Genomic DNA, 22,053 nt, shown 5'->3' with positions numbered 1-22,053 from the left:
AACTTACTGCCCTTCCAGGAAGCTCTTCAGCTTGTCGGCCCGGCTGGGGTGACGCAGCTTGCGCAGTGCCTTGGCTTCTATTTGGCGGATGCGCTCGCGGGTCACGTCGAATTGCTTGCCCACTTCTTCCAGGGTCTGGTCGGTGCTCATTTCGATGCCGAAACGCATGCGCAGGACCTTGGCTTCACGCGGGGTGAGAGAGTCTAGCACTTCCTTGACCACGTCGCGCATGGAGCCGTGCAACGCCGCGTCCGAAGGCGCCAGCGTCGAGGTGTCCTCGATGAAGTCGCCCAGGTGCGAATCGTCGTCGTCGCCGATCGGCGTTTCCATGGAGATCGGTTCCTTGGCGATCTTCAGGATCTTGCGGATCTTGTCTTCCGGCATGTCCATCTTCTGCGCCAGGGTCGCGGGATCCGGCTCGGCGCCGGTTTCCTGCAGGATCTGGCGGCTGATCCGGTTCATCTTGTTGATCGTTTCGATCATGTGAACCGGGATACGGATGGTGCGCGCCTGGTCGGCGATGGAGCGCGTGATGGCCTGACGGATCCACCACGTGGCGTAGGTCGAGAACTTGTAGCCGCGACGGTACTCGAACTTGTCCACGGCCTTCATCAGGCCGATGTTGCCTTCCTGGATCAGGTCCAGGAACTGCAGGCCGCGGTTCGTGTATTTCTTGGCGATCGAGATCACCAGGCGCAGGTTGGCCTCGGTCATTTCGCGCTTGGCCTTGCGGGCCTTGGCTTCGCCGGTGGCCATGCGCTTGTTGACGTCCTTCAGGTCCTTGAGCGGCAACACGACGCGCGTCTGCAGGTCGATCAGCTTCTGCTGCAGTTCCTGGACGGCCGGGATCTGGCGCTCAAGCGTCTCGGCGTAGGGATGGCCGGCGGCGACTTCGTCCATCACCCACTGCAGGTTGGTTTCGTTGCCGGGGAAGACCTTGATGAAGTGCGTGCGCGGCATGCCGGCACGGTCCACACACGTGTGCAGGACGGCGCGCTCGAGCTGGCGCACTTCCTCGACCTGGTTGCGCAGCGTGTCAGCCAGCTTCTCGACCATCTTGGCGGTGAAGCGGATGCCCATCAGTTCGTTCTGGATGGATTCCTGGGCGCGCACGTAGATGTCCGACTTGTAGCCGTCCTTCTCGTACGACAGGCGCATCTTGTCGAACTGCTTGCCGACTTCGTCGAACTTGGCCAGGGCCTTGACGCGCAGGTCTTCCAGCTGCTTGCTGGACATGCCGCCGGCCGGGCCGTCATCGCTCTCGTCTTCGTCGGCGCTGACGCCGGCGCCGGCGTATTCCTCGCCGTCTTCCGGGTCGACCAGGCCGTCGACGACTTCGTCGATCTGGGCCTGGCCTTCGCGCACGCGCACGACGTGTGCCAGGATTTCGTTGATGGTGGTCGGGCAGGCCGAGATGGCCATGACCATGTGCTTCAGGCCGTCTTCGATGCGCTTGGCGATTTCGATTTCGCCTTCGCGGGTCAGCAGCTCGACCGAGCCCATTTCACGCATGTACATGCGCACGGGATCGGTGGTGCGGCCGAAATCGGAATCCACGGTGGTCAGCGCGGCTTCGGCTTCGTCCTCGACGTCGTCGTCGTTGGACGCGACCGGCGCGTTCTCGCTCATCAGCAGCGTTTCAGCGTCGGGAGCCTGGTCATAGACCGCGATGCCCATGTCGCTGAAGGTGCTGATGATGCCGTCGATGGCCTCGGCGTCGACCAGGTCGTCAGGCAGATGGTCGTTGATTTCGCCGTAGGTCAGGTAGCCACGGTCCTTGCCCAGCTTGATCAGCTGCTTGAGGCGGTTGCGGCGGGCTTCGTATTCCTCGGCGGACACCGGACCGCGGGCGATCAGGTCCTTGGGATCGGCCTTGCCGCGCTTGCCGCCGCGCTTGGGCGGCTTCAGGTCGGGCAGGACTTCGCCTTCGCCGTCCATCGGATCGTCGAAGCCGTCGGAATCATTGTTGGCGTTCTTGGCCGGACGACCAGGACGGCGGCCGCTGGGGGCCGGGCGCGCGCTGCCCACCAGGTCGGCCAGCTTGTCCTCGGCCTTCTTGGCGCGGGTCTTGGTGGCCTTCTCGGGCTTATCCGCCGCGGCGGTCTTGGCGGCCTTCTTGACGGCCGTCTTCGCAGCGGGCTTGGCGACCTTCACCGCAGTCTTGGCGGGCGCCTTTTCCGCCGCCATGCTGACGGCGCGCTTGGCCGTCGTGACCTTGGTTTCAGCCGCATCAATTGCAGAGGAGGATTTGCCAGTGGATTTGGTCATAGTCGCTTCCGTGGTCGTCGCAACCCGTTCGGGCATGTTGCACCGCGCGGAGCCGCGGGAGGCTGGGCCTGCCGCGGCGGCGTTGCGGGTAAAACTGATGAACCGGCCGACTCCATGCGGCTGCGTTGGTCGCAGCGCCTGTCCTTGCGGACCCGCCTTGCGCCATGCCGGTGCGAAACCGTTGGGGCGCTTGGCATACATGGACTCATCCCGCGGGGATGCCCGGGCGTCGGGGGGGCTGCCTGCCTATAAATAGGCGACGCTTGCTTATCGGGTCGTTGCCCTTAGCAGCTGAGTAGACACAGCACCCAAACCTCGAACGCTACGCGGAAGCATCATCCGCCGAACTGCTCGATTCACCTCTGTATAGTAATTAACTGTGTAACAAGCTTGGCGCCCCTGACGTAAGCACCCGCGTTTTTCAGGCGGGGCATCCGGACTTGCCGTTGCCGCTCAGCCGCGAAAACACGTGCCAAACGCCAGACTCGCCAAACTGCACTTCGATTCTGCTTAATCTTTTCCGGCTTTACACAAGGCCCGCGAAAACCGCACATCCGGCAAACTCGGGACCCGACTGGCAACTGTCCGACAATCCGGCCCCGCAATCTTGCGCTGCTGTCCTGCCTGCTTTCCTGCCTGTTGCCCGGCGCTACGGCCCTGCCTTGAACCCTCGGATCCGTCCTGGATCCGGCCGCCCAAGCCATGCGACCGCCATGGTGCTTAGATCACATACGGCGGAAATAGATCCTGCCGCCTGGGCCTCCCGGCACTTCTGGCCAATCCGGCCCCGCCACAATCAAGGACTTATCCGCAGCCAGTGCGGAAAACCCTTGATTTTAACGTATTTAGCGTATGCCGGCACCTTTCAGCACCATCATGCGCTGATTCAGCTCCATGTAACGCTTGCGCGCCTCTTCCGTCGCCAGCCCGCCCGCGGCCAGCTTGGCCATTTCGAGCTTGGCCGAGTCGAACTCGATGCGCCGCAAGGCGTCGTCCCATTCGGTCTGGGGATCGGGCAGATCCTCCTGCGACAGCACGTCCGCGCGCAGGCCCTTGAGCACGGTGGCCAGATCCGAATCCGGCTCGGCCGCCTCCAGCAAGGCGCCCACATGGCGCGCGCCGCTGGATTGCGCCAGCATGATCAAGTCCCGCACAAGACCTAGATGGGGGCCGTGGTCGATCACTTCAAGCTGCTGGTCTCCCATAGAGTCCACCAGCTCGGGATGCGCCAGCAGCAAGCCGAGCAGGCGCTTGGCCAGCGACGGCATGGTGCGGCGGCCTTCGAAACCGCCGACGTCGTCCTCGCGCCGGCCTTTCCAATTGCCCTTGCCCTTCCAGTCGCCCTTGCCTTTCCAGTCGCCCTTGGGCTTCCATTCCTGGCGACGCTGACCGCCCTGCTGACCTCCTGGCGCACCGGCGGGCTCGCCATGGGCGCCGTGAAAATGCCCGTAATCGGTGTAATCGGACTCTTCCGCCGGAATGTCGTGAAAGTCATGGCCGGCGAAGTCATAGCCCCCATCCACGAAGCCCGTATCCGATCCCGAGGATCCGGTCGGGGCGTCGCCTGCCGGCTGCGCCTTGGCAGCCGCCGGCGCGCCGAATGGTTTGGCCGGCTGCTGCGCCAGCACCTGGGCCATTTCTTCGGGCGTGAGCTGGACCAGCTTGGCCATCTCGCGCTCGATCTGGACGCGCAGCGCGCATTCCGGGATCGCGGCCAGCAGCGGCTTGGCCTCATGCAGACAGCTCGCCCGCCCTTCGGCCTCGTCCATGTTATGGCGCGAGGCCAGCTCGTCCAGCAGGAATCGCGACAAGGCGACGGCTTCGCCCAGACAGGCCCGGAACGCCTCGGCGCCGAGTTCGCGCACATAGGAATCGGGATCGTGCTCGGCCGGCAGGAAAAGGAAGCGGATCGCGATGTCGTCGCGCAGCACCGGCAGGCAGGCCTGCAGGGCGCGCCAGGCCGCGCGGCGGCCCGCGCCGTCGCCGTCGAAGCTGAAGATGACCTTGTCGCTGGCGCGCAGCAGCTTCTTCACATGGTCGGGCGTCGTCGCCGTGCCCAGCGTCGCCACCGCGTTGGCGATGCCTTGCTGCGCCAGGCCGACCACGTCCATGTAGCCCTCGACCACGATGACCTGGCCTTCCTGCCGGATCGCCTGGCGGGCCTCCCACAGGCCGTACAGTTCCTGTCCCTTGGAGAACAGCGGCGTCTCGGGCGAATTCAGATACTTGGGCTCGCCCTTGCCGATGATGCGGCCGCCAAAGCCGATCAGGCTGCCGCGCGCATTGCGGATGGGGAACATGACCCGCTCGCGGAAGCGGTCGTAGCGACGTCCGTCTTCCGACTCGATCACCAGCCCGGCCTCGACCAGCGCCGGATCGTCGTAATTGGGAAAGACCTGCGACAGCCCATGGCGGTCGGTGCCCGACCAGCCCAGCCCGAAATGCGCGGCGATCTCGCCGGTCAGGCCACGTTGCTTGAGATAGCGGATCGCGGCCGGCGAGGCCTTCAGCAGCTTCAGGTACTGCGCCTGGGCGGCGTCCAGCACTTGCGTGTGCCTGGATTCCTCGGCCTTGCGGCGCGCGGTTTCGGCTTGCTGTCGGGGGCTGCGATTTTCTTCGGGTACCGTCATTCCCGCCGAAGCCGCGAGCGTGCGCACGGCTTCGGGGAAACTGGCGCCCGTATGCTCCATCAGGAAGGTGATGGCGCTGCCATGCGCTCCACAACCGAAGCAGTGATAGAACTGCTTGGTGGGGCTGACAGTGAACGACGGGCTTTTTTCGTTATGAAAGGGGCACAGGCCAAGCAAGTTGGCCCCACCCTTTCGCAACTGCACGTATCGCCCGACGACATCGACGACGTCGACCCGGGCGAGCAAATCCTGGATGAATGATTCTGGAATCAATAGATTCGGGAATCAAAGATCAATACAGGCGCGGGGGCAGTTGCTGGCTACGAATCCGCTTGTAGTGGCGCTTCACCGCGGCGGCGTGCTTGCGCTTGCGCTCGGCCGTGGGCTTCTCGTAGAACTCGCGCGAACGCAGTTCGGTGAGCAAACCGGTCTTTTCGATGGTGCGCTTGAAGCGACGCAGAGCGGCTTCAAACGGTTCGTTTTCCTTCAGTCGAACGATAGGCATAAAGTATTGGGCCTGCTTAAGGGGTAACAAAAGTTGATGATAAACCTGGCTTGCTTACCAGCGACGCTGCACAGGTCCAGCCTGCCGGCGCCTGCCCTGGCGTTCAAACGCCTGGCGCTGGCGCCAGTACAACCCCGGCTGGGATCTCCTGACAATCTCTCTTAACGCTATTTCAGCTGGCTGTTCCCGTTACCCGTGAGACACAGTTCACCTTGCAGTCCGGCCCCGCCAATGTTGAACATTCTTATTCGAATGCCCAAGGCGTGGCCCAAAGGAAGGGCGGAAAGCCAAGTTCGGTTTAGCGATAACCAGCGATTCTAGCACGGGCGGCCGGATTTTGACCATAGACCGGGCACAATCGGCGCCCGGCCCCGCCCTGCCGCCTCGCGATCCGGCGGCTCAGCTCTTGGAGCCCTTGCGGATCCAGGCTTCGAGTTGGTGCGGCCGCAGGCTGTCGTAATCCTCGAACGGCTGGTGAATCCAGGGATTGGTGGGCAGCTTGTCGACGTAGTAGTCCGGCGTGGCCTGAGAGTGGCCCTTCCACCACAGCACGGCGCTGCGCAATTCGGTGATCTCGGCGAACTGGTTCTTCAGGTGGTCGAAAACCTTGTTGAAGGTCATGCCGGTGTCCACCATGTCGTCCACCAGCAACACCCGCCCGGACAGGGTGCCGCGCGTGATGGTGATGAACTGGGCGATGTCCATGTCACCCTGCTTGGTGCCGGCCGCCTCGCGATAGCTGCTGGTGGCCAGGATGCCCAGGGGCACGTCGAAGATCCGCGACATCACATCGCCGACACGCACACCGCCGCGCGCCAGACAAAGAATCTTGTCGAACTGCCAACCGGATTGGTGCACCTGCAAGGCAAGCCGCTCGATCAGGCGGTTGTAGTCGTCCCACGTCACCCACAGATGGCTGTCATCATTGGTCGGCGCGCTCATAGGCGGAATTCTCCTGCATGAAAATACGAAAAGGCCGCCTGCTGGCGTGAGCTGCGGCGGCGATGTGGCGAAATCATAACCCGGCGGCCGGCGCCGCGGATATCAGGACCGGCGCGCGGGCGTCGAGCCGCGTTCCAGACAATGCCCGTCCAGCACGATGCGGCGCGGCGGCGCGGCGGCGTTTTCGACGCGGTCCAGCAACAGCATCATGGCGCTGCGGCCGATTTCCTCCACCGGCTGCTCGATCAGCGTGATGCCGCCCCCGACCATCTCCGTCCACGGCTCGTTGTCGAATCCCGCCAGGGCGATATCCTGCGGCACGACCAGGCCGGCGCGCTGCAAGGCGCGGATGACATCCAGCAGCATGAGTCCGTTGCTGGCGATCAGGGCATCGGGCCGGCCCGGCGCGGCCAGCAGCTCCGCCAGCCGGGCATCCACATCGCCCGCGCGGTGCTCGACATAGGCGGCGCGCACGGGCAGCCCCAGACGCTGCATCGCCGACTCGTAGCCCTGGCGCCGCTCCGCGCCGGTGGCGGACGCGGCGCCGAACAGGCCTGCGATCCGCCGATACCCCTGGCGATGCAGATGCTCGACCAACGCCGCCGACGCGCCGGCATTGTCCAGCACCACGCAATCGTGCAACTGGCCCTGCTCCGCCCGGTCGACCATCACTATCGGAAAACCGCGCCGCACGCGCCCGACCTGCCCGGCCGTGCGCCGCGTCGGCGCGCAGATGGCGCCGAGCACGCGCTCTTCTTCCATCAGCCGCAAGTACATCTCTTCCTTTTCGGGATTCTCGTCGGTATTGCAGAGAATCACCCGCAGGCCACGCGCATAGGCCAGATCCTCGACGCTGCGGCTGATGGCCGTGAAGAACGGATTGCGGATGTCGGCGACGATCAGGCCTATGGTGTTGCTGTGGCGCGAGCGCAGGCGCCGGGCCGCCAGGTTGGGCAGGTAGCCGGTGCGCCGGACGGCCTCTTCGACGCGGCTGCGCATCTCCGGATCGATGGCCTTGCCCGCCAGCGCCCGCGATACCGTGGCCGGCGACACGCCGGCCGCCTTGGCCACATCCTTGATGCCCACCTTCATTGGAAAACGTTTCCTGAAATAGAAAAAAACAAGCGCCCCAGGGAATCCCGATTGTATTTTCAACACCCTTTGAGATCCAGGCACTTTTTCTTCTAAAATCCAGAAAACGTTTTCCCAAGCATGGGTTCCAGGAGACAGATCATGACAACCACGCAGGTTGAATCCCTGCTGCGCCCGGATTGCGTGCGCCTGGATGCGGCCGTGACCGACAAGCGGCAGGCCATCGCACTGCTCGGACAGCTCCTGGCCGCCGGCGGCTGCACGGACGAAAGGTACGGGCACAGCATGGCGCAGCGCGAGGCCCTGGCGGATACCTTCCTGGGCGCCGGCGTGGCCATTCCGCACGGCCGGGTCGAAGACCGCCATCTGGTGCGCCGCGATGGACTGGCGGTGCTGCAGATTCCAGGCGGCATCGAATGGAACCCCGGCCAACGCGTCCGGCTCGTGGTCGGCATCGCGGCCCGCTCGGATGGACATATCGCCATCCTCAAACGGCTCACCGGCCTGATTCAGGACGAGGCCCGTCTGCGCCAACTGGCCGCGACCCGCGATCCGCAGGACATCATCGCAGCACTGACCGCCGCTGTGCCGAAGACCGCGGCAGCCGCGGAGCCCGCCACCGATCTGGAGCACAGCCTGGAATGGGTCGTCTCGTATCCGTCCGGCCTGCATGCCCGGCCGGCCTCGACCTGGGCGCAGGCCGCACAGGCCAGCGGCCTGCCGATACGGGTGCGGCACGGCGCGGACAGCGCCGACGCGCGCAGTCTGGTCGACCTGTTGCAGCTGGGCCTGACGGCCAAGGCGCGCGTGTTGTTCTCCGCGTCGGGCAGCGAAGCGCCTGCGGCGCTGGCGAAGTTCCTCGCCGTGGTCAATGGCCTGACCGCCCAGGAACGCAGCGCCGCCCAGGCGCAGGCGCCCTCCGCCGCGCCAGGCCGGACCTGGCAGCCCGTCACCGCGCTGGCCGCCGTCACGGGCGTCGCAGCCAGCGCGGGCCTGGCGGTCGGCCGCGTCCGCCGACTTGCCAGCGCCGACGCGCAGGTGCCCGATCGCCCCGCGCCGCTACTCAACGGCAAGGCGCTGCTGGAAGCCGCGCTGGCCGCTGCCCGCCAGGAAACGCAGGCCCTGGCCGATGCCACCGCCAAGCGCCTGGGCGCGGCCGATGCCGCGATCTTCCAGGCCCAGGCCGGCCTGCTCGACGACGTCGGCCTGATCACCGACACCTGCCAGCTGATGGCGGCGGGCCACGGCGCGGCCTGGGCCTGGCATGAAGCGGTGCAAGCCCAGGCCGAACGCCTTTCCGCGCTGGGCAATCCGATGCTGGCCGCCCGCGCGGCCGACCTGCGCGATGTCGGCCTGCGTGCGCTGCGGCACATGGAGCCATCGCTCGCCGGCGACTCCGAGCAGGCCGCCACGCACGGCGACCCGGTCGTGCTGATCGCCGCCGATCTCGCGCCTTCCGATACCGCCGCGTTGGATATCCGCCGCGTGGCCGGCCTGGCGACGACGCTGGGCGGCCCCACCTCGCATACGGCCATCCTGGCGCGCACCCTGGGACTGCCGGCGATCGTCGCCGCGGGCGCGGAGCTGCTGGATCTTGTCGACGGCGCGCAGGTGATCATCGACGGCGATGCCGGACGCATCCACCTGTCGCCCACCGAGGCAGACCTGGACAGCGCGCGTGCCTGGATCGCGCAGGCCGAGGCCGCGCGCCAGGCTGCCGCCGCCGAGCGTCAACTGCCGGCCAATACACGGGACGGCCATACCGTCGCCATCGGCGCCAACATCATCCGCGCCGAACAGGTCGCGTCCGCGCTCGAACAGGGCGCCGAAGGCGTGGGCCTGATGCGCACCGAATTCCTGTTCCTCGAGCGCCACGACACGCCCGGCGAGGACGAACAGTTCCACGCCTATCGAGGCATGCTGGACGCGCTTGCCGGCCGACCGCTGATCGTCAGGACGCTGGACATCGGCGGCGACAAGCAGGTGCCGCACCTGGGCCTGCCCGTGGAGGAAAACCCCTTCCTGGGCGTGCGCGGCGCGCGCCTGCTGCTGCGCCGCCCCGACCTGCTCGAACCCCAACTGCGCGCACTCTACCGCGCCGCCGCGCAAGGGGGCGACCTGTCCATCATGTTTCCCATGGTCACATCGCTGGCCGAACTGCTCCAGCTTAAGGATGCCTGCGAGCGCGTGCGCGCCGAACTGGCCGCGCCCAGTATCGCGCTGGGCGTCATGATCGAAGTCCCGGCCGCGGCGCTGCTGGCGGATGCGTTTGCCGAGCACGCGGACTTCTTCTCGATCGGCACCAACGATCTGACGCAGTACACGCTGGCGATCGATCGCCAGAACCCGGCGCTGGCAAGCGAAGCCGACAGCCTGCACCCGGCGGTGCTGCGTCTGATCGCGCAGACCGTGCAAGGCGCGCGGACGCATGGGCGATGGGTGGGCGTGTGCGGCGACCTGGCCGGCGACCCGTTTGGCGCAGCGCTGCTGACGGGCCTGGGCGTGGCGGAGCTGTCGATGGCGCCGCGCGCGATCGCCCCGGTCAAGGCGCGCCTGCGCCGCTCCGCGCTGCCCGAGCTGCAGGCCCTGGCCGCGCACGCGCAGACACTGACCAGCGCACAGGCCGTGCGCGCGCTGGACGGAGACATGGCATGAAGCTGATCACCGTCACCCTGAACCCGGCGGTCGACGCCACCGTCACACTGGACAGGCTTGAACGCGGACACGTACATCGCGCCAAGTCGATCCGGCACGATGCCGGGGGCAAGGGCGTCAACGTCGCTTCCTGCCTGGCGGACTGGGGGCTGGATGTCGCCGCCACGGGCCTGCTGGGCCGCGAGAACGCCGGCGTCTTCGAGGCCCTGTTCCGCGCCAAGCGCATCGAGGACCGCTTCGTGGGGGCCGACGGCGCGACCCGCACCAATATCAAGCTGGTGGACAGCGACGCCACCACCGACATCAATCTGCCCGGCCTGACCGCGACCTGGGAACTGCTGACTGAAGCCGAGGCCACCTTGCTGACCCTGGCCGAACCCGGCGCGCTCGTGGTGCTGGCGGGCAGCCTGCCGCTAGGCTGCCCGCCGGACCACTACGGCCGCCTGATCGCCCGGCTGCAATCCCGGGGCGTGCGCGTACTGCTGGACACCAGCGGCGATGCGCTGGCCGATGCGCTGGCCGGCCCCGCCCTGCCCTGGGCCATCAAGCCCAACCGCGACGAACTGGCCGAATGGGCGGGCCAGCCGCTGAACACGGTCAGGCACATCGCCGCGCAAGCGCAACGGCTGCGCGAACAGGGCCTGGGACTGGTGGCGGTATCGATGGGCGAGCAAGGCGCCTTGTTCGCCACGGAGCATGGCGTGCTGCATGCGCAGTTGCCAGCCACCGCCGTGGCCAGCACCGTCGGCGCGGGCGACGCCATGGTCGCCGGCATCGCCGCGGCCCTGGCCGAACAGGCGGATACCGAGCGCGTGGCGCGCCTGGCGGTCGCCTTCGCCGTCGCCAAGCTCGGGCTGGCCGGCCCCAACCTGCCCTCGGCGACCATCGTCGCCGACCTGGCCGAGCGCGTGTCGCTGCGGCCCATCTCGACTCCGGGAAACCAAGCATGAACAAGATCTGGATAGCCATCGAGGCCGGCGGCAGTGCGGTCGCCGGCGCGCTTGCGAGCGCGGCCCTGCGCAAGGCGGCCACGGAACGCGGCTGGGACTGCGATATCGAAATCCGCAACGCCGCCGGCATGCGGCAGGCCTATGCCGGCGCCGCGCCCAAGCCCGGCGATGTCCTGCTGTTGATCGGCGGCGCGCAGCCGGCCGCGCCACAGGCAGGACTGGCTCGCGGCGTGGCGGGCCTGGATGAAGCGCTGGCGGCGCCCGACCGCGTCATCGCGGCAGCGATCGCGCAGGGACAGGCTCCGGACACCGGCGCGGGCGCCCGGGCCGCCGCCCACGCGGCCGGCGCCAATGCGGCGCCCCTCTCCTCCGACGCCGCGTCCCCTGGCGCTCCTCGCGCCGGCGCCAAACGCATCGTTGCCGTCACGTCCTGCCCCACCGGCATCGCCCATACTTTCATGGCGGCCGAGGGTTTGACACAGGCCGCCCACGCCCTCGGTCATCACATCCGCGTCGAGACGCAGGGATCGGTGGGCTCGGGAACACCGCTGACGACCGAGGAAATCGCGGCGGCCGATCTCGTCATCATCGCCGCCGACCGCGAGGTGGACCGCTCGCGCTTCGGCGGCAAGCGCGTCCATGCGTCCAACACCAAGCCCGCCATCAGCGACGGCCAGGCCCTGATCGCGCGCGCCTTCGAGCAGGCCAGTCTGCAAGCCGCGAGCAGCGACGCCGCCGGCCCGACCCAGGCCCAGCCGCGCCGCGCGGGACCGTACAAACACCTGATGACGGGCGTGTCCTTCATGCTGCCCTTCGTCGTGGCCGGCGGCCTGCTGATCGCGCTGGCCTTCGCGCTGGGCGGCATCTACGCCAGCGACGAGTCCCAGGCCGGCACGCTGGCCCACGCGCTGTTCCAAATCGGCGCGCAGGGCGGATTCGCGCTGATCGTGCCGGCGCTGGCCGGCTACATCGCCTACTCCATCGCGGACCGGCCCGGCATCGCGCCCGGCATGATCGGCGGCCTGCTGGCGGCGAACATGGGCACGGGCTTCCTGGGCGGCATCGTGGCCGGATTCATCGCCGGGTACGGTACGGATTTCATGAACCGACGTATCCCGCTGCCCAAGCAGTTGCAGGGACTCAAGCCCGTGCTGATCCTGCCGCTGCTGGGCACCTTGCTGACCGGATTGCTGATCACCCAGGTGGTCGGCGCGCCGGTGGCGGCGGCGCAGACCTTCCTGACCGACTGGCTGCGCGGCATGCAGGGCGCCAGCGCCGTCATGCTGGGCATGCTGCTGGGCGGCATGATGGCCTTCGACATGGGCGGCCCGGTCAACAAGGCCGCCTATGCTTTTTCCACCTCGCTGATCGCCAGCCACGTGTATACGCCCATGGCCGCGACCATGGCCGCCGGCATGACGCCGCCGCTGGCCATCGCGCTGGCCACGCGGCTGTTCGCCAACCGCTACACCGCCGAAGAACGCGAGGCCGGCGGCGCCACCGGCATCCTGGGCCTGGCCTTCATCACCGAGGGCGCGATTCCCTTCGTGGCGCGCGACCCGTTGCGCATGATCCCGTCGCTGATGGCGGGCTCGGCCGTCACCGGCGCCATCTCGATGGCCATCGGGGCGGAATTGAAGGTGCCGCACGGCGGGATCTTCGTGCTGCCCATTCCCGGCGCGGTCACGCACCTGCTGGGCTATGTCGCGGCGCTGATCGCCGGGACGCTGGTCAGCGCGCTGGCGATCGGACTGCTGAAGCGGCCGCTGGCGGCGGCGCAACCGAAATAAGGGCTGCGCAACCGCAGTCGCCACGCGCGTGCGGCCTGCCTGGCAACACGTTTCCTCGGGAAGCGCGCAGCAATGGAAAAGCCCCCGATGAACGGGGGCTTTTCACATCAAGACCGGCGCGAAGCCGAGCCGCAACGCGGCCCGGCCGGCGTTCAGCCCTTCAGCGGGTGACGCAGGACGATGGTCTCGTTGCGGTCCGGGCCGGTCGACACCAGGTCGATGGGCACGCCGCAGACTTCGGCCACGCGTTCCAGGTAGCGGCGGGCGGCGGCCGGCAGCTTGTCGTACTCGGTGATGCCGACGGTGGATTCGCTCCAGCCCGGCAGCTCTTCCAGCACCGGTTGCGCCTGGGCCACGGCATGCGCGCCGTAGGGCAGCACGTCGCGGAATTCGCCGTTGACGCGGTAGCCGACGCCCAGCTGGATGGTTTCCAGGCCGTCGAGCACGTCCAGCTTGGTGATGCACAGGCCGGAAATGCCGTTCAGGCGCACCGAGCGCTTGAGCGCGGCGCCGTCGAACCAGCCGCAGCGACGCGGACGGCCCGTGACGGAACCGAATTCCTTGCCGATGGTGGCCAGGCGGGTGCCGATCTCGTCGACCAGCTCGGTCGGGAACGGACCCGAGCCCACGCGGGTCGTGTAGGCCTTGGTGATGCCCAGCACGTAGTCGAGCGACTGCGGACCGACGCCGGCGCCGGCCGAGGCCGCGCCCGCCAGGCAGTTGCTGCTGGTGACGTAGGGGTAGGTGCCGTGGTCCACGTCCAACAGCGCGCCCTGCGCGCCTTCGAACAGCAGGCGCTTGCCTTCCTGTTGCATGGCGTACAGGTTGCTGGACACGTCCTTGACCATGGGGGCGATGGCCGGAGCCAGCGCCATGGCCTGATCGCGCACTTCGTTGGCCGAGACGGCCTCGGCGCCCAGGTACTTGGTCAGCACGAAGTTGTGGTAATCCAGCACCTCGGCGAGCTTCTCGTCGAACAGCGAGGGATTGAACAGGTCCTGCACGCGGATGGCGCGGCGGGCGACCTTGTCTTCGTAGGCCGGACCGATGCCGCGGCCGGTGGTGCCGATCTTGCCGTCACCCTTGCGCGCTTCGCGCGCCTTGTCCACGGCCACGTGGTACGGCAGGATCAGCGGGCAGACCTCGGAGATCTGCAGGCGCGAACGCACGTCCAGGCCGGCGGCCTCGAGCTCTTCGATTTCCTTGAGCAGGGCCTCGGGCGACAGCACCACGCCATTGCCGATGAAGCAGGTCACGCCGGGATGCATGATGCCCGACGGGATCAGGCGCAGAATCGTCTTCTGGCCGTTGATCCACAGCGTATGGCCGGCGTTGTGGCCGCCCTGGAAGCGGACCACGCCCTGGACGGACTCCGCCAACCAATCGACGATCTTGCCCTTGCCCTCGTCACCCCACTGGGTGCCGATCACGACTACGTTCTTGCTCATGTTACGAATCAATATCGAGTTTCTCGGGAAATCCGGAAATCTCCCCGCGGCCCTCTTGTCGCCAAGAGGGGGTTAGTCACAGCGTTCTGACCGTCCAGGCGCCATCCTGCAGCGCCAGCTCGCGATCGCAAACGAATTCGTCCTGATCCTGCTCGTGACCGGGCAATACCTGAACGACGATTTCCCCCGACCGGCGCAGGCGGCGCACCGCCTCGGTCAGGGCGGGCTCCTGGCCCCAGGGCGCGCGCACCGCGCGAGCCCGTTCCGCCGGCGGCAGACCGGCCGCCAGCTTGCGTAAATCGAGGCTGAAGCCAGTGGCCGGACGCGCGCGGCCGAAAGCCCGGCTGACGTCGTCGTAACGGCCGCCGGAAACCAGCGCATCGCGCCAGCCTTCAGCGTAGAGCGCGAACTTCACGCCCGAGTGATAGCCATAGCCGCCGACATCGGCCAGGTCGATGCTGAATGCCGTGTCGGGCATCGCATCGGTCAGCGCCTGCAGCGCGTCCAGCGCCGCCGCCACGCCGGGCAACAGCGGCAGTTCGCGGCGCGCCTGCTTCAGCACCTCGGGCCCGCCGTACAGGTTAGGCAGCAGGCGCAGCGCGTTGAGCGTCTCGTCGCGCAGGCCGGGCGCCCGCCTGGCCAGTTCGACCAGGCCGGGCACGTCCTTCTCGCGCAGCAGCGGGAACAGCGCTTCCGACAGGCTCTCGGCCACCGGATCCGATTCCAGGATGGCCCGTAGCACGCCGGGATGACAGAGGTCCAGGCGCGGATTGCGCACGCCGGCGATGGCGACGGTCTCCAGGACCAGCTGGATGATTTCCAGGTCAGCCTCGAAGCCGGCATGGCCGTAGATCTCGGCGCCGATCTGCAGCAGCTCGCGGCTGGACAGCAGGTCCGCCGGGCGAGCGTGCAGCACGTTGCCGCAATAGCACAGGCGGGTCACGCCAGCGCGGTTCAGCAGGTGGGCGTCGATGCGCGTCACTTGCGGGGTCATGTCCGCCCGCACGCCCAGCGTGCGGCCCGAAAGCTGGTCGATCAGCTTGCAGGTGCGCAGATCCAGATCGCTGCCGGTGCCCGACAGCAATGAATCGATGTATTCGACCAGGGGCGGCGCGACCAGCTCGAAACCGTAAGTGCGATACAGATCGAGAAGTTCGCGGCGCAGTTCCTCGATGCGCCGGGCCTCGGCCGGAAGTACGTCGGCGAGGCTCTCGGGCAGCAACCAGTTACCCATGAGTGTTTACCTGAAGAACGCCTAGTGATGCATGGGCGTCGCCCAAACGAAAAGCGGCTGAGGGGCGTAAGCCCGCTCAGCCGCTGCGGAATGTTTTCTAGCTTACGCGGTATTGTACATGGTTCAGCGACGCGCGCCAGCCGCCCCGGACCGAGGCTCAAGCCGTCCCCGATTCCCGACCCGATCTGCGTGGGCCGCAAAGCAAAAGCCCCTTGGCGAGCCAAGGGGCTTTTGCCGGCCGGGGGCCGTGCGGGCTTACTTGGCCGGCACGGTCACCGGCGCCAGGGCCGCGCCCGGATCCTTCATGAACTGGAAGAAGCTGGAGCTGGGGTCGACCACCAGCACGTCGCCCGGCTTCGAGAACGAAGCGCGGTAGGCTTCCAGGCTCTTGTAGTACGTGTAGAACTGCGGGTTCTTGCCATAGGCCTGTGCATAGATCGATGCCGCCGCGGCATCGCCCTCGCCCATGACGCCCTGCGCCTTGGCATAGGCTTGGGCCACGATGACCTCGCGCTGGCGGTCGGCTTCGGCGCGGATCTTCTCGCCCTCGGCCGCGCCGATCGAGCGCAGCTCGTTGGCCACGCGGGTACGCTCGGCTTCCATGCGGCGATACACCGACTCGGAGATCTCGGGCGCGAACTCGATGCGGCGCAGGCGCACGTCGACGACCTGCACGCCCAGCGGCTCGGCGCGCTTGGCCACGTTGGTCAGGATTTCGGCCATGACCTTGTCGCGCTCGGACGAAACGACGTCACGCACGGTGCGCACGTTGACCGAAGCGTTCAGCGCGTCGCGGATCTGCGCCTGCAGGCGTTCCTGCGCGGCGCGTTCGTTGCCGCCGAAGGTCACGTAGTACAGGCGGGGATCCGCGATGCGCCACTTGACGTAGGAGTCGATCAGCAGGTTCTTCTTTTCGGAAGTCTGGATGCGCTCGGCGTCGTTGGTTTCGATGGTCAGGATGCGCTTGTCCAGCGTCACCACGTTCTGGAACGGCGGCGGCGCCTTGAAGTACAGGCCCGGTTCGCTGATGACCTTGCGCACTTCGCCCAGCGAGAACACCAGGGCGTAGTCACGCTCGCGCACCACGAAGACGCAGGAAGAAAGGGCGGCCAGCACGATGAGCAGGCCGACCAGGATAGGCATGAGACGTTGCATGATCAGTGGTCCTCCGGATTAACGCGACGCACGGTCGCGAGGCAGCGTGTTGCTATTGCTGCTGCCGGAAGATGGCGCGGCCGGCACGGCGCCGCTGCGCAGCGGCGGCTGGGACGGCGGATTGACCAGCGAGGACGAAGCCGAGCCGGCGGCAGCGGCGGACTTGGCGGCGTCCTGGGCGGCCAGGTGCATGATCTTGTCCAGGGGCAGATACAACATGTTGTTGTTGCTCTTGGTATCGACCATGACCTTGCTGGCGCGCGTGAAGATCTCCTGCATGCTCTCCAGGTACATGCGCTGGCGCATGACCGCCGGCGCCTTCTCGTATTCGCCCAGGATGCTGGTGAAGCGCGCGGTATTACCCTGCGCATCGCCGATCACCTTGGCCTTGTAGCCCTCGGCCTGCTCCTGCATGCGCGAGGCCTGACCGCTGGCCAGCGGCACGACCTGGTTGGCGTAGGCCTGGCCTTCGTTGATCTGGCGCTCGCGGTCCTGGCCAGCCTTGACGGCGTCGTCGAACGCGGCCTGCACCTGCTCGGGCGGCTGCACGTTCTGGATGGCCACGGTGCTGACCTGGATGCCGGTCTGGTAGCGATCCAGGATCTGCTGCATCAGCGCCTGAACCTGACTGGCCACGGTGGTCCGGCCTTCGTACAGCACGAAGTCCATGGTCTGCTTGCCGACGATCTCGCGCATCGCGGTCTCGGAGGCCTGGCGCACGGACTCGTCCGGGTCGCGGGTCATGAACAGATAATCGGGCGCGCCGTCGGCGCGCAGGCGGTACTGAACGACGAACTGCATATCGACGATGTTCTCGTCCGTCGTGAGCATCAGCGCCTCGGGCAGCACCTTGTTGCGCGCGCCGCCGCGGAAACCGACTTCGAACGTGCGCAGCTGCGACACGTTGACGGTTTCATGGCTCTGGATGGGATACGGCAGGCGCCACTGGAAGCCGGCTTGCGATGTGCTCTTGTATTTGCCAAACTGGGTCACTACCGCGACCTGGCCTTCCTGCACGATGTAGAAGCCGCTGGCCGCCCAGACGCCGATCGCGACCAGGGCAATGACGCCCAGGCCGATGCGGGCGCCGCGCGGCGAAGGCGGCTGCATGCCGCCACGGTTGCCAGGACGGTTGTTTCCCCCGCCGCCCTTGCGCCCGAACAGCGAGCCGATGCGATTATTGAAATCGCGCCAAACCTCGTCCAGGTCGGGCGGACCATCGCCTCCGTTTTGCGGCCGCTTGGGCGGCGGCTCGGAGCCGTTGTTGTTGCCACGACCCCAGCCGGGGTCATTCAGATTGAATAGTTTGGAAATTCGAGGCATTGTTTCCCACAATCTGTCCGATCTCTGCAATTGCCCCGCGCAACGCATCCAGACCGGCGCGCTCGGTGGCGCTTACAAATACTCGCGCAATCGTACCATGGGCGTCGCGCTCCACTCGCGGCTCCAGTCCGGCCCTGTCGATCTTGTTATATACAAGAATGGTCGGGATGGCGGCGGCGCCGATTTCTGCCAGCACCTTGTTCACTTCGAATATCTGCTCATCGCGCTGGGGACTGGCCGCGTCCACCACGTGCAGCAGCAGGTCCGCGTGCACGGTTTCCTCCAGCGTGGCGCGGAACGCGGCGATCAGGCCGTGCGGCAGGTCGCGGATGAAGCCCACCGTGTCGGACACCACGACCGAGCCTGCGCCTTCGATCCAGATCCGCCGCGTGGTGGTGTCCAGCGTGGCGAACAGCTGGTCGGCCGCGTAGCTGTCGGCGCGGGTCAGTGCGTTGAACAGCGTGGACTTGCCGGCGTTGGTATAGCCCACCAGCGACACCGACAGCGCGCCGCCCCGGGCCCGGGCGCGGCGCTGCGTGACGCGCTGGCGCTCGACCTTGTCCAGGCGCTCGCGCAGCACCTTGACCTTGGCGCCGATCATGCGGCGGTCCATTTCCAGCTGCGATTCGCCAGGACCGCGCATGCCGATGCCGCCGCGCTGACGCTCCAGGTGGCTCCACATGCGCGTCAGGCGCGTGGCCAGATGCTGCAGCTGGGCCAGCTCGACCTGCAGCTTGCCTTCGTGGCTCTTGGCGCGCAGCGCGAAGATATCCAGGATCAACGCGACCCGGTCGACCACGCGCAGGTTGAACAGCCGTTCCAGGTTGCGCTGCTGGGCCGGCGACAGGGGCTGGTCGAACAGCACGATGTCGGCCAGCAGGGCCTGGGCCATGCCCACGCCCTCGTCCGCCTTGCCCGAGCCGATGAAGAACTTGGCGTCGGGGCGGTCGCGCCGCGCCGTCAGCGTGCCGACGATTTCGGCGCCGGCGCCCTTGGCCAGCATGGCGAATTCCTCGGCATGGGCAAGGAAATCCGGGTCCCCGAGGTCGACGCTGATGATCAGTGCGCGCATACATGCACCATTTTGAAGCCCGAAATCAAACCAGGGCGCGACAGCGGGCGCCTGTATTCCCCTGAAACGGGAATTTCGTCCTGGCGACGAAAATGCCCGCCGACGTGGACCGTCAGGCGGGCAATAAAAGGTAAAGCGGCCGGAGCAGGTTTATTCAGCGGGGACTTCCACCTGGAAATTCACGGCGCGGGCCGGGACCACGGTGGAAATGGCGTGCTTGTAAACCATTTGGGTGACCGTATTGCGCAGCAGCACCACATACTGGTCGAAGGATTCGATTTGCCCTTGAAGCTTGATGCCGTTCACCAGGTAGATCGACACGGGCACATGGTCCTTGCGCAGCGTGTTCAGGAACGGATCTTGCAGAGTTTGCCCTTTATTGCTCATTGGCCAGGCTCCATTTGTTTGTTATTTAAGTGGCGGCGCGCTGAAAATGTTGGTCGCGCGCACCGAAATACGTACTCTACAGGGTTTTCCCGGCCCGTGCTACTTGCGCCACGCACAAAGTGGCACAAGAGATTTCCGGCCGGAAAAACATCCTTGGCGAGGCCATCAGCGGGCGTTCAGGATGTCCGCCAGCGCGGCCAGCAACAGCCCCGTCTGCTCGTCCGTGCCGACGGTGATGCGCAGGAATTGTTCGATGCGCGGCTGCCGGAAATGGCGCACGATGATGCCGCGCTCGCGCAGCGCGGCGGCCAGCGCCGCCGCGTCGTGGCCCGGGTGGCGGGCGAAGACGAAGTTCGCCGCCGAAGGCAGCACGTCGAATCCCAGCGCGCCGAGCCCCTGCGCCATGTCCTGGCGGGTCTTGATCACCGCCTGGCGCGTGCGCTCGAAGTACTCGCGGTCCTGCAGCGCGGCGATCGCGCCGGCCGAGGCCAGCCGGTCGATGGGGTAGGAATTGAAACTATTCTTGACCCGCTCCAGCCCGTCGATCAGCTCGCGACTGCCGACGGCGAAACCCACCCGCAACCCCGCCAGCGAACGCGACTTGGACAGGGTCTGGACCACCAGCACATTGTCGTGCCGCGCGATCAACGGAATGGCCGATTCGCCGCCGAAATCGACATAGGCCTCGTCCACCACCACAACCGCGTCGGGATTGCCGGCCGCGATGCGCTCGATGTCGCCCACGGCCAGCGCCCGGCCCGTGGGCGCGTTCGGATTGGGGAAGATGATGGCGCCCGCCGGCCCATTGCGGCCTGGCAGGTAGTCTTCCGGATCGATGCGGAAATCGTCGGTCAGCGGCACCGTTTCATGGTCGATGCCGTACAAGCCGCAGTAGACCGGATAGAAGCTGTAGCTAATGTCGGGAAAGCGCAGCGGACGCGGATGCTTGAGCAGCGCCAGGAACACGTGCGCCAGCACCTCGTCGGAGCCATTGCCCACGAAGACCTGCTCCGGGCGCACGCCGCAGTTGTCGGCGATGGCCTGGCGCAGGCTGTCGGAAGACGGATCCGGGTAGAGCTTGAGCGTATCGTCGCAGGCGCCGCGTATGGCCTCGAGCACCCTGGGCGACGGCCCGTAGGGATGCTCGTTGGTATTGAGCTTGACCAGATTCCGAAGCTTGGGCTGCTCGCCCGGCACGTAGGGGCTCAACGTCCCCACCACGGGGCTCCAGAATCTGCTCATGGGGTCAATCTTCCTGCGCGTAAGGATTGTGCGATGACTTGAATTCGATCCGCAGCGGCGTGCCGGCCAGGTCGAAGGCGTTGCGGAAACGCGTTTCCAGGTAGCGCCGGTAGGAATCCGGCACCGCATCCAGCGCGTTGCCGTGGATGACGACCAGCGGCGGGTTCTGGCCGCCCTGGTGCGCGTAGCGCATCTTGGGGCGGAAGATGCCCTTGCGGGGCGGCGGCTGCTGCTCGACCGCGGCCTGCAGCTCGCGGGTGAGCTTGGGCGTGGACAGCTTGGCGAAGGCGGCGCTGTGGGCGGCGTTGATGGACTTGAGCAGCGGCCGCATGCCCTGTGCACGCAACGCCGAAATCGTGTGCATACGGGCGAAGGACAGGAAGCGCAGCTTGCGCTGGAACTCGCGCTCGATGCGTTCCTTCTGGTCGGCGTCCAGGCCATCCCATTTGTTGATGGCGACCACCACCGCGCGGCCCGTCTCCAGCACGAAGCCCGCGATGTGGGCGTCCTGCTCGGAGATTTCGGTCTGCGCGTCCAGCATCAGCAGGACCACGTTGCTGGCCTCGATGGCCTGCAGGGTCTTGATGACCGAGAACTTCTCGACCGCCTCGAACACCTTGCCGCGCTTGCGCAGGCCGGCCGTGTCGATCAGCGTGTAGCGGCGGCCGTCGCGCTCGAAGTCGATTTCGATGGCGTCGCGCGTGGTGCCCGGCATGTCGAACGCGATGACGCGCTCTTCGCCCATCAGCGTGTTGATGAGCGTGGACTTGCCGACGTTGGGACGGCCGACGATGGCCAGCTTGATGCGGTGATCGTGCGGGCCTTCCTCGACGGGCTCTTCCTCGACCGGCGGCGCCAGGTCCTTCAGCGCCAGCTCGATCAGGTCGACGATGCCATCGCCGTGCGCTGCCGAAATCGCATACGGCTGGCCCAGGCCCAGTTCGTGGAACTCGGCCACGGCGGCGCCGGATCCCATGCCCTCGGCCTTGTTGACCGCCAGCAGCACGCGCTGCTGGCCGGATTTGCGCAGCAGCTGGGCGATCTCGTGGTCATGGGCGTTGAGGCCGGCTCGCGCGTCCACCAGGAACACGACCACGTCGGCCTCGGCGATGGCCTGCCGGGTCTGGCGCGCCATTTCCAGCAGGATGCCGTCCTTGGCCACCGGCTCGAAGCCGCCCGTGTCGATCGCGATGAACGGGATCTCGCCCACCCTGCCCTCGCCATAGTGGCGATCGCGGGTCAGGCCGGAATAATCGGCCACCAGCGCGGCGCGCGATCGCGTCAGGCGGTTGAAAAGGGTCGACTTCCCCACATTGGGGCGGCCGACCAGGGCGACGACAGGCTTGAAAGACACGGTAAG

16 protein-coding genes are annotated in these 22,053 nt (G+C 66.9%); 3 read left to right on the top strand and 13 right to left on the bottom strand.

Annotated features, from left to right (window positions below; genetic code table 11):
* Nucleotides 1-3 precede the first annotated feature (3 nt).
* The 5 genes from rpoD to AC6LJ5_RS11570 form a co-directional block, all read right to left on the bottom strand.
* Complete coding sequence (gene rpoD / locus AC6LJ5_RS11590) at nucleotides 4-2,268, bottom strand: RNA polymerase sigma factor RpoD (RefSeq protein WP_103275315.1); 2,265 nt, start codon at nucleotides 2,266-2,268, stop codon at nucleotides 4-6.
* An 845-nt stretch (nucleotides 2,269-3,113) separates the two neighbouring features.
* On the bottom strand, nucleotides 3,114-5,171 hold the full coding sequence (dnaG, locus tag AC6LJ5_RS11585; protein ID WP_103275316.1) for a DNA primase: 2,058 nt from the start codon (nucleotides 5,169-5,171) through the stop codon (nucleotides 3,114-3,116).
* 19 nt (nucleotides 5,172-5,190) lie between these two features.
* The gene (gene rpsU / locus AC6LJ5_RS11580; RefSeq protein WP_006218592.1) at nucleotides 5,191-5,403 is read right to left on the bottom strand and encodes a 30S ribosomal protein S21; all 213 of its coding nucleotides are present in this window, start codon (nucleotides 5,401-5,403) and stop codon (nucleotides 5,191-5,193) included.
* 399 nt (nucleotides 5,404-5,802) lie between these two features.
* Nucleotides 5,803-6,345 (bottom strand): phosphoribosyltransferase, encoded by a 543-nt coding sequence (locus AC6LJ5_RS11575; RefSeq protein WP_103275317.1) that lies wholly within the window; start codon nucleotides 6,343-6,345, stop codon nucleotides 5,803-5,805.
* A gap of 102 nt (nucleotides 6,346-6,447) precedes the next feature.
* The gene (locus tag AC6LJ5_RS11570; RefSeq protein ID WP_103275318.1) at nucleotides 6,448-7,437 is read right to left on the bottom strand and encodes a LacI family DNA-binding transcriptional regulator; all 990 of its coding nucleotides are present in this window, start codon (nucleotides 7,435-7,437) and stop codon (nucleotides 6,448-6,450) included.
* A gap of 141 nt (nucleotides 7,438-7,578) precedes the next feature.
* On the opposite strand from AC6LJ5_RS11570, the gene ptsP reads away from it, so the two are divergent.
* Genes ptsP through AC6LJ5_RS11555 form a run of 3 tightly spaced genes read left to right on the top strand, consistent with a single transcriptional unit; the run spans nucleotide 7,579 to nucleotide 12,832 of the window.
* Nucleotides 7,579-10,092 (top strand): phosphoenolpyruvate--protein phosphotransferase, encoded by a 2,514-nt coding sequence (gene ptsP / locus AC6LJ5_RS11565; protein ID WP_498140530.1) that lies wholly within the window; start codon nucleotides 7,579-7,581, stop codon nucleotides 10,090-10,092.
* Nucleotides 10,089-11,042 (top strand): 1-phosphofructokinase, encoded by a 954-nt coding sequence (gene pfkB, locus AC6LJ5_RS11560; protein WP_498140529.1) that lies wholly within the window; start codon nucleotides 10,089-10,091, stop codon nucleotides 11,040-11,042. The genes ptsP and pfkB overlap by 4 nt, the downstream gene beginning before the upstream one ends.
* Nucleotides 11,039-12,832, top strand: a complete 1,794-nt coding sequence (locus AC6LJ5_RS11555) for a PTS fructose transporter subunit IIC (RefSeq protein WP_498140528.1) — start codon at nucleotides 11,039-11,041, stop codon at nucleotides 12,830-12,832. The genes pfkB and AC6LJ5_RS11555 overlap by 4 nt, the downstream gene beginning before the upstream one ends.
* Nucleotides 12,833-12,984: 152 nt before the next feature.
* Here AC6LJ5_RS11555 and AC6LJ5_RS11550 read toward each other — a convergent pair whose 3' ends face one another.
* The 8 genes from AC6LJ5_RS11550 to der all read right to left on the bottom strand — a co-directional run bounded on the left by AC6LJ5_RS11550 (nucleotide 12,985) and on the right by der (nucleotide 22,047).
* Entirely contained in the window at nucleotides 12,985-14,280 is a 1,296-nt protein-coding gene (locus AC6LJ5_RS11550; protein WP_199770891.1) for an adenylosuccinate synthase, read from the bottom strand.
* A 76-nt stretch (nucleotides 14,281-14,356) separates the two neighbouring features.
* Nucleotides 14,357-15,514, bottom strand: coding sequence for an ATP phosphoribosyltransferase regulatory subunit (locus AC6LJ5_RS11545; RefSeq protein ID WP_103275323.1), 1,158 nt, complete (start codon nucleotides 15,512-15,514; stop codon nucleotides 14,357-14,359).
* Between the two features lie 255 nt (nucleotides 15,515-15,769).
* Nucleotides 15,770-16,669: a protease modulator HflC gene (hflC, locus tag AC6LJ5_RS11540; RefSeq protein WP_103275324.1), complete on the bottom strand. Its 900-nt coding sequence runs from the start codon at nucleotides 16,667-16,669 to the stop codon at nucleotides 15,770-15,772.
* Nucleotides 16,670-16,687: 18 nt separating this feature from the next.
* The gene (gene hflK / locus AC6LJ5_RS11535; RefSeq protein WP_103275325.1) at nucleotides 16,688-17,992 is read right to left on the bottom strand and encodes an FtsH protease activity modulator HflK; all 1,305 of its coding nucleotides are present in this window, start codon (nucleotides 17,990-17,992) and stop codon (nucleotides 16,688-16,690) included.
* Nucleotides 17,958-19,064, bottom strand: coding sequence for a GTPase HflX (gene hflX, locus AC6LJ5_RS11530; RefSeq protein ID WP_103275326.1), 1,107 nt, complete (start codon nucleotides 19,062-19,064; stop codon nucleotides 17,958-17,960). Before hflX ends, hflK begins: the two co-directional genes overlap by 35 nt.
* 150 nt (nucleotides 19,065-19,214) lie before the next feature.
* Nucleotides 19,215-19,451 carry an RNA chaperone Hfq gene (gene hfq, locus AC6LJ5_RS11525; protein ID WP_006218585.1) on the bottom strand — a complete coding sequence of 79 codons (237 nt, stop codon included), beginning with the start codon at nucleotides 19,449-19,451 and terminating at the stop codon, nucleotides 19,215-19,217.
* Between the two features lie 165 nt (nucleotides 19,452-19,616).
* Nucleotides 19,617-20,693, bottom strand: coding sequence for a histidinol-phosphate transaminase (gene hisC, locus AC6LJ5_RS11520; protein WP_498140527.1), 1,077 nt, complete (start codon nucleotides 20,691-20,693; stop codon nucleotides 19,617-19,619).
* 4 nt (nucleotides 20,694-20,697) lie between these two features.
* The gene (gene der / locus AC6LJ5_RS11515; protein WP_103275328.1) at nucleotides 20,698-22,047 is read right to left on the bottom strand and encodes a ribosome biogenesis GTPase Der; all 1,350 of its coding nucleotides are present in this window, start codon (nucleotides 22,045-22,047) and stop codon (nucleotides 20,698-20,700) included.
* Nucleotides 22,048-22,053 lie beyond the last annotated feature (6 nt).

The organism is Achromobacter sp. 1011791174, assembly GCF_059760925.1.
The sequence above is the reverse complement of the archived record's forward strand: the minus strand, read 5'-3'. Positions and strand labels throughout refer to the sequence as shown.

Coding starts and splice junctions, on each gene's coding strand:
- hflC (WP_103275324.1), bottom strand. CDS start 16,669: ATGCAACGTCTCATGCCTATCCTGGTCGGCCTGCTCATCGTGCTGGCC.
- rpsU (WP_006218592.1), bottom strand. CDS start 5,403: ATGCCTATCGTTCGACTGAAGGAAAACGAACCGTTTGAAGCCGCTCTG.
- ptsP (WP_498140530.1), top strand. CDS start 7,579: ATGACAACCACGCAGGTTGAATCCCTGCTGCGCCCGGATTGCGTGCGC.
- AC6LJ5_RS11575 (WP_103275317.1), bottom strand. CDS start 6,345: ATGAGCGCGCCGACCAATGATGACAGCCATCTGTGGGTGACGTGGGAC.
- hflK (WP_103275325.1), bottom strand. CDS start 17,992: ATGCCTCGAATTTCCAAACTATTCAATCTGAATGACCCCGGCTGGGGT.
- hfq (WP_006218585.1), bottom strand. CDS start 19,451: ATGAGCAATAAAGGGCAAACTCTGCAAGATCCGTTCCTGAACACGCTG.
- AC6LJ5_RS11570 (WP_103275318.1), bottom strand. CDS start 7,437: ATGAAGGTGGGCATCAAGGATGTGGCCAAGGCGGCCGGCGTGTCGCCG.
- rpoD (WP_103275315.1), bottom strand. CDS start 2,268: ATGACCAAATCCACTGGCAAATCCTCCTCTGCAATTGATGCGGCTGAA.
- AC6LJ5_RS11550 (WP_199770891.1), bottom strand. CDS start 14,280: ATGAGCAAGAACGTAGTCGTGATCGGCACCCAGTGGGGTGACGAGGGC.
- hflX (WP_103275326.1), bottom strand. CDS start 19,064: ATGCGCGCACTGATCATCAGCGTCGACCTCGGGGACCCGGATTTCCTT.
- pfkB (WP_498140529.1), top strand. CDS start 10,089: ATGAAGCTGATCACCGTCACCCTGAACCCGGCGGTCGACGCCACCGTC.
- hisC (WP_498140527.1), bottom strand. CDS start 20,693: ATGAGCAGATTCTGGAGCCCCGTGGTGGGGACGTTGAGCCCCTACGTG.
- AC6LJ5_RS11545 (WP_103275323.1), bottom strand. CDS start 15,514: ATGGGTAACTGGTTGCTGCCCGAGAGCCTCGCCGACGTACTTCCGGCC.
- AC6LJ5_RS11555 (WP_498140528.1), top strand. CDS start 11,039: ATGAACAAGATCTGGATAGCCATCGAGGCCGGCGGCAGTGCGGTCGCC.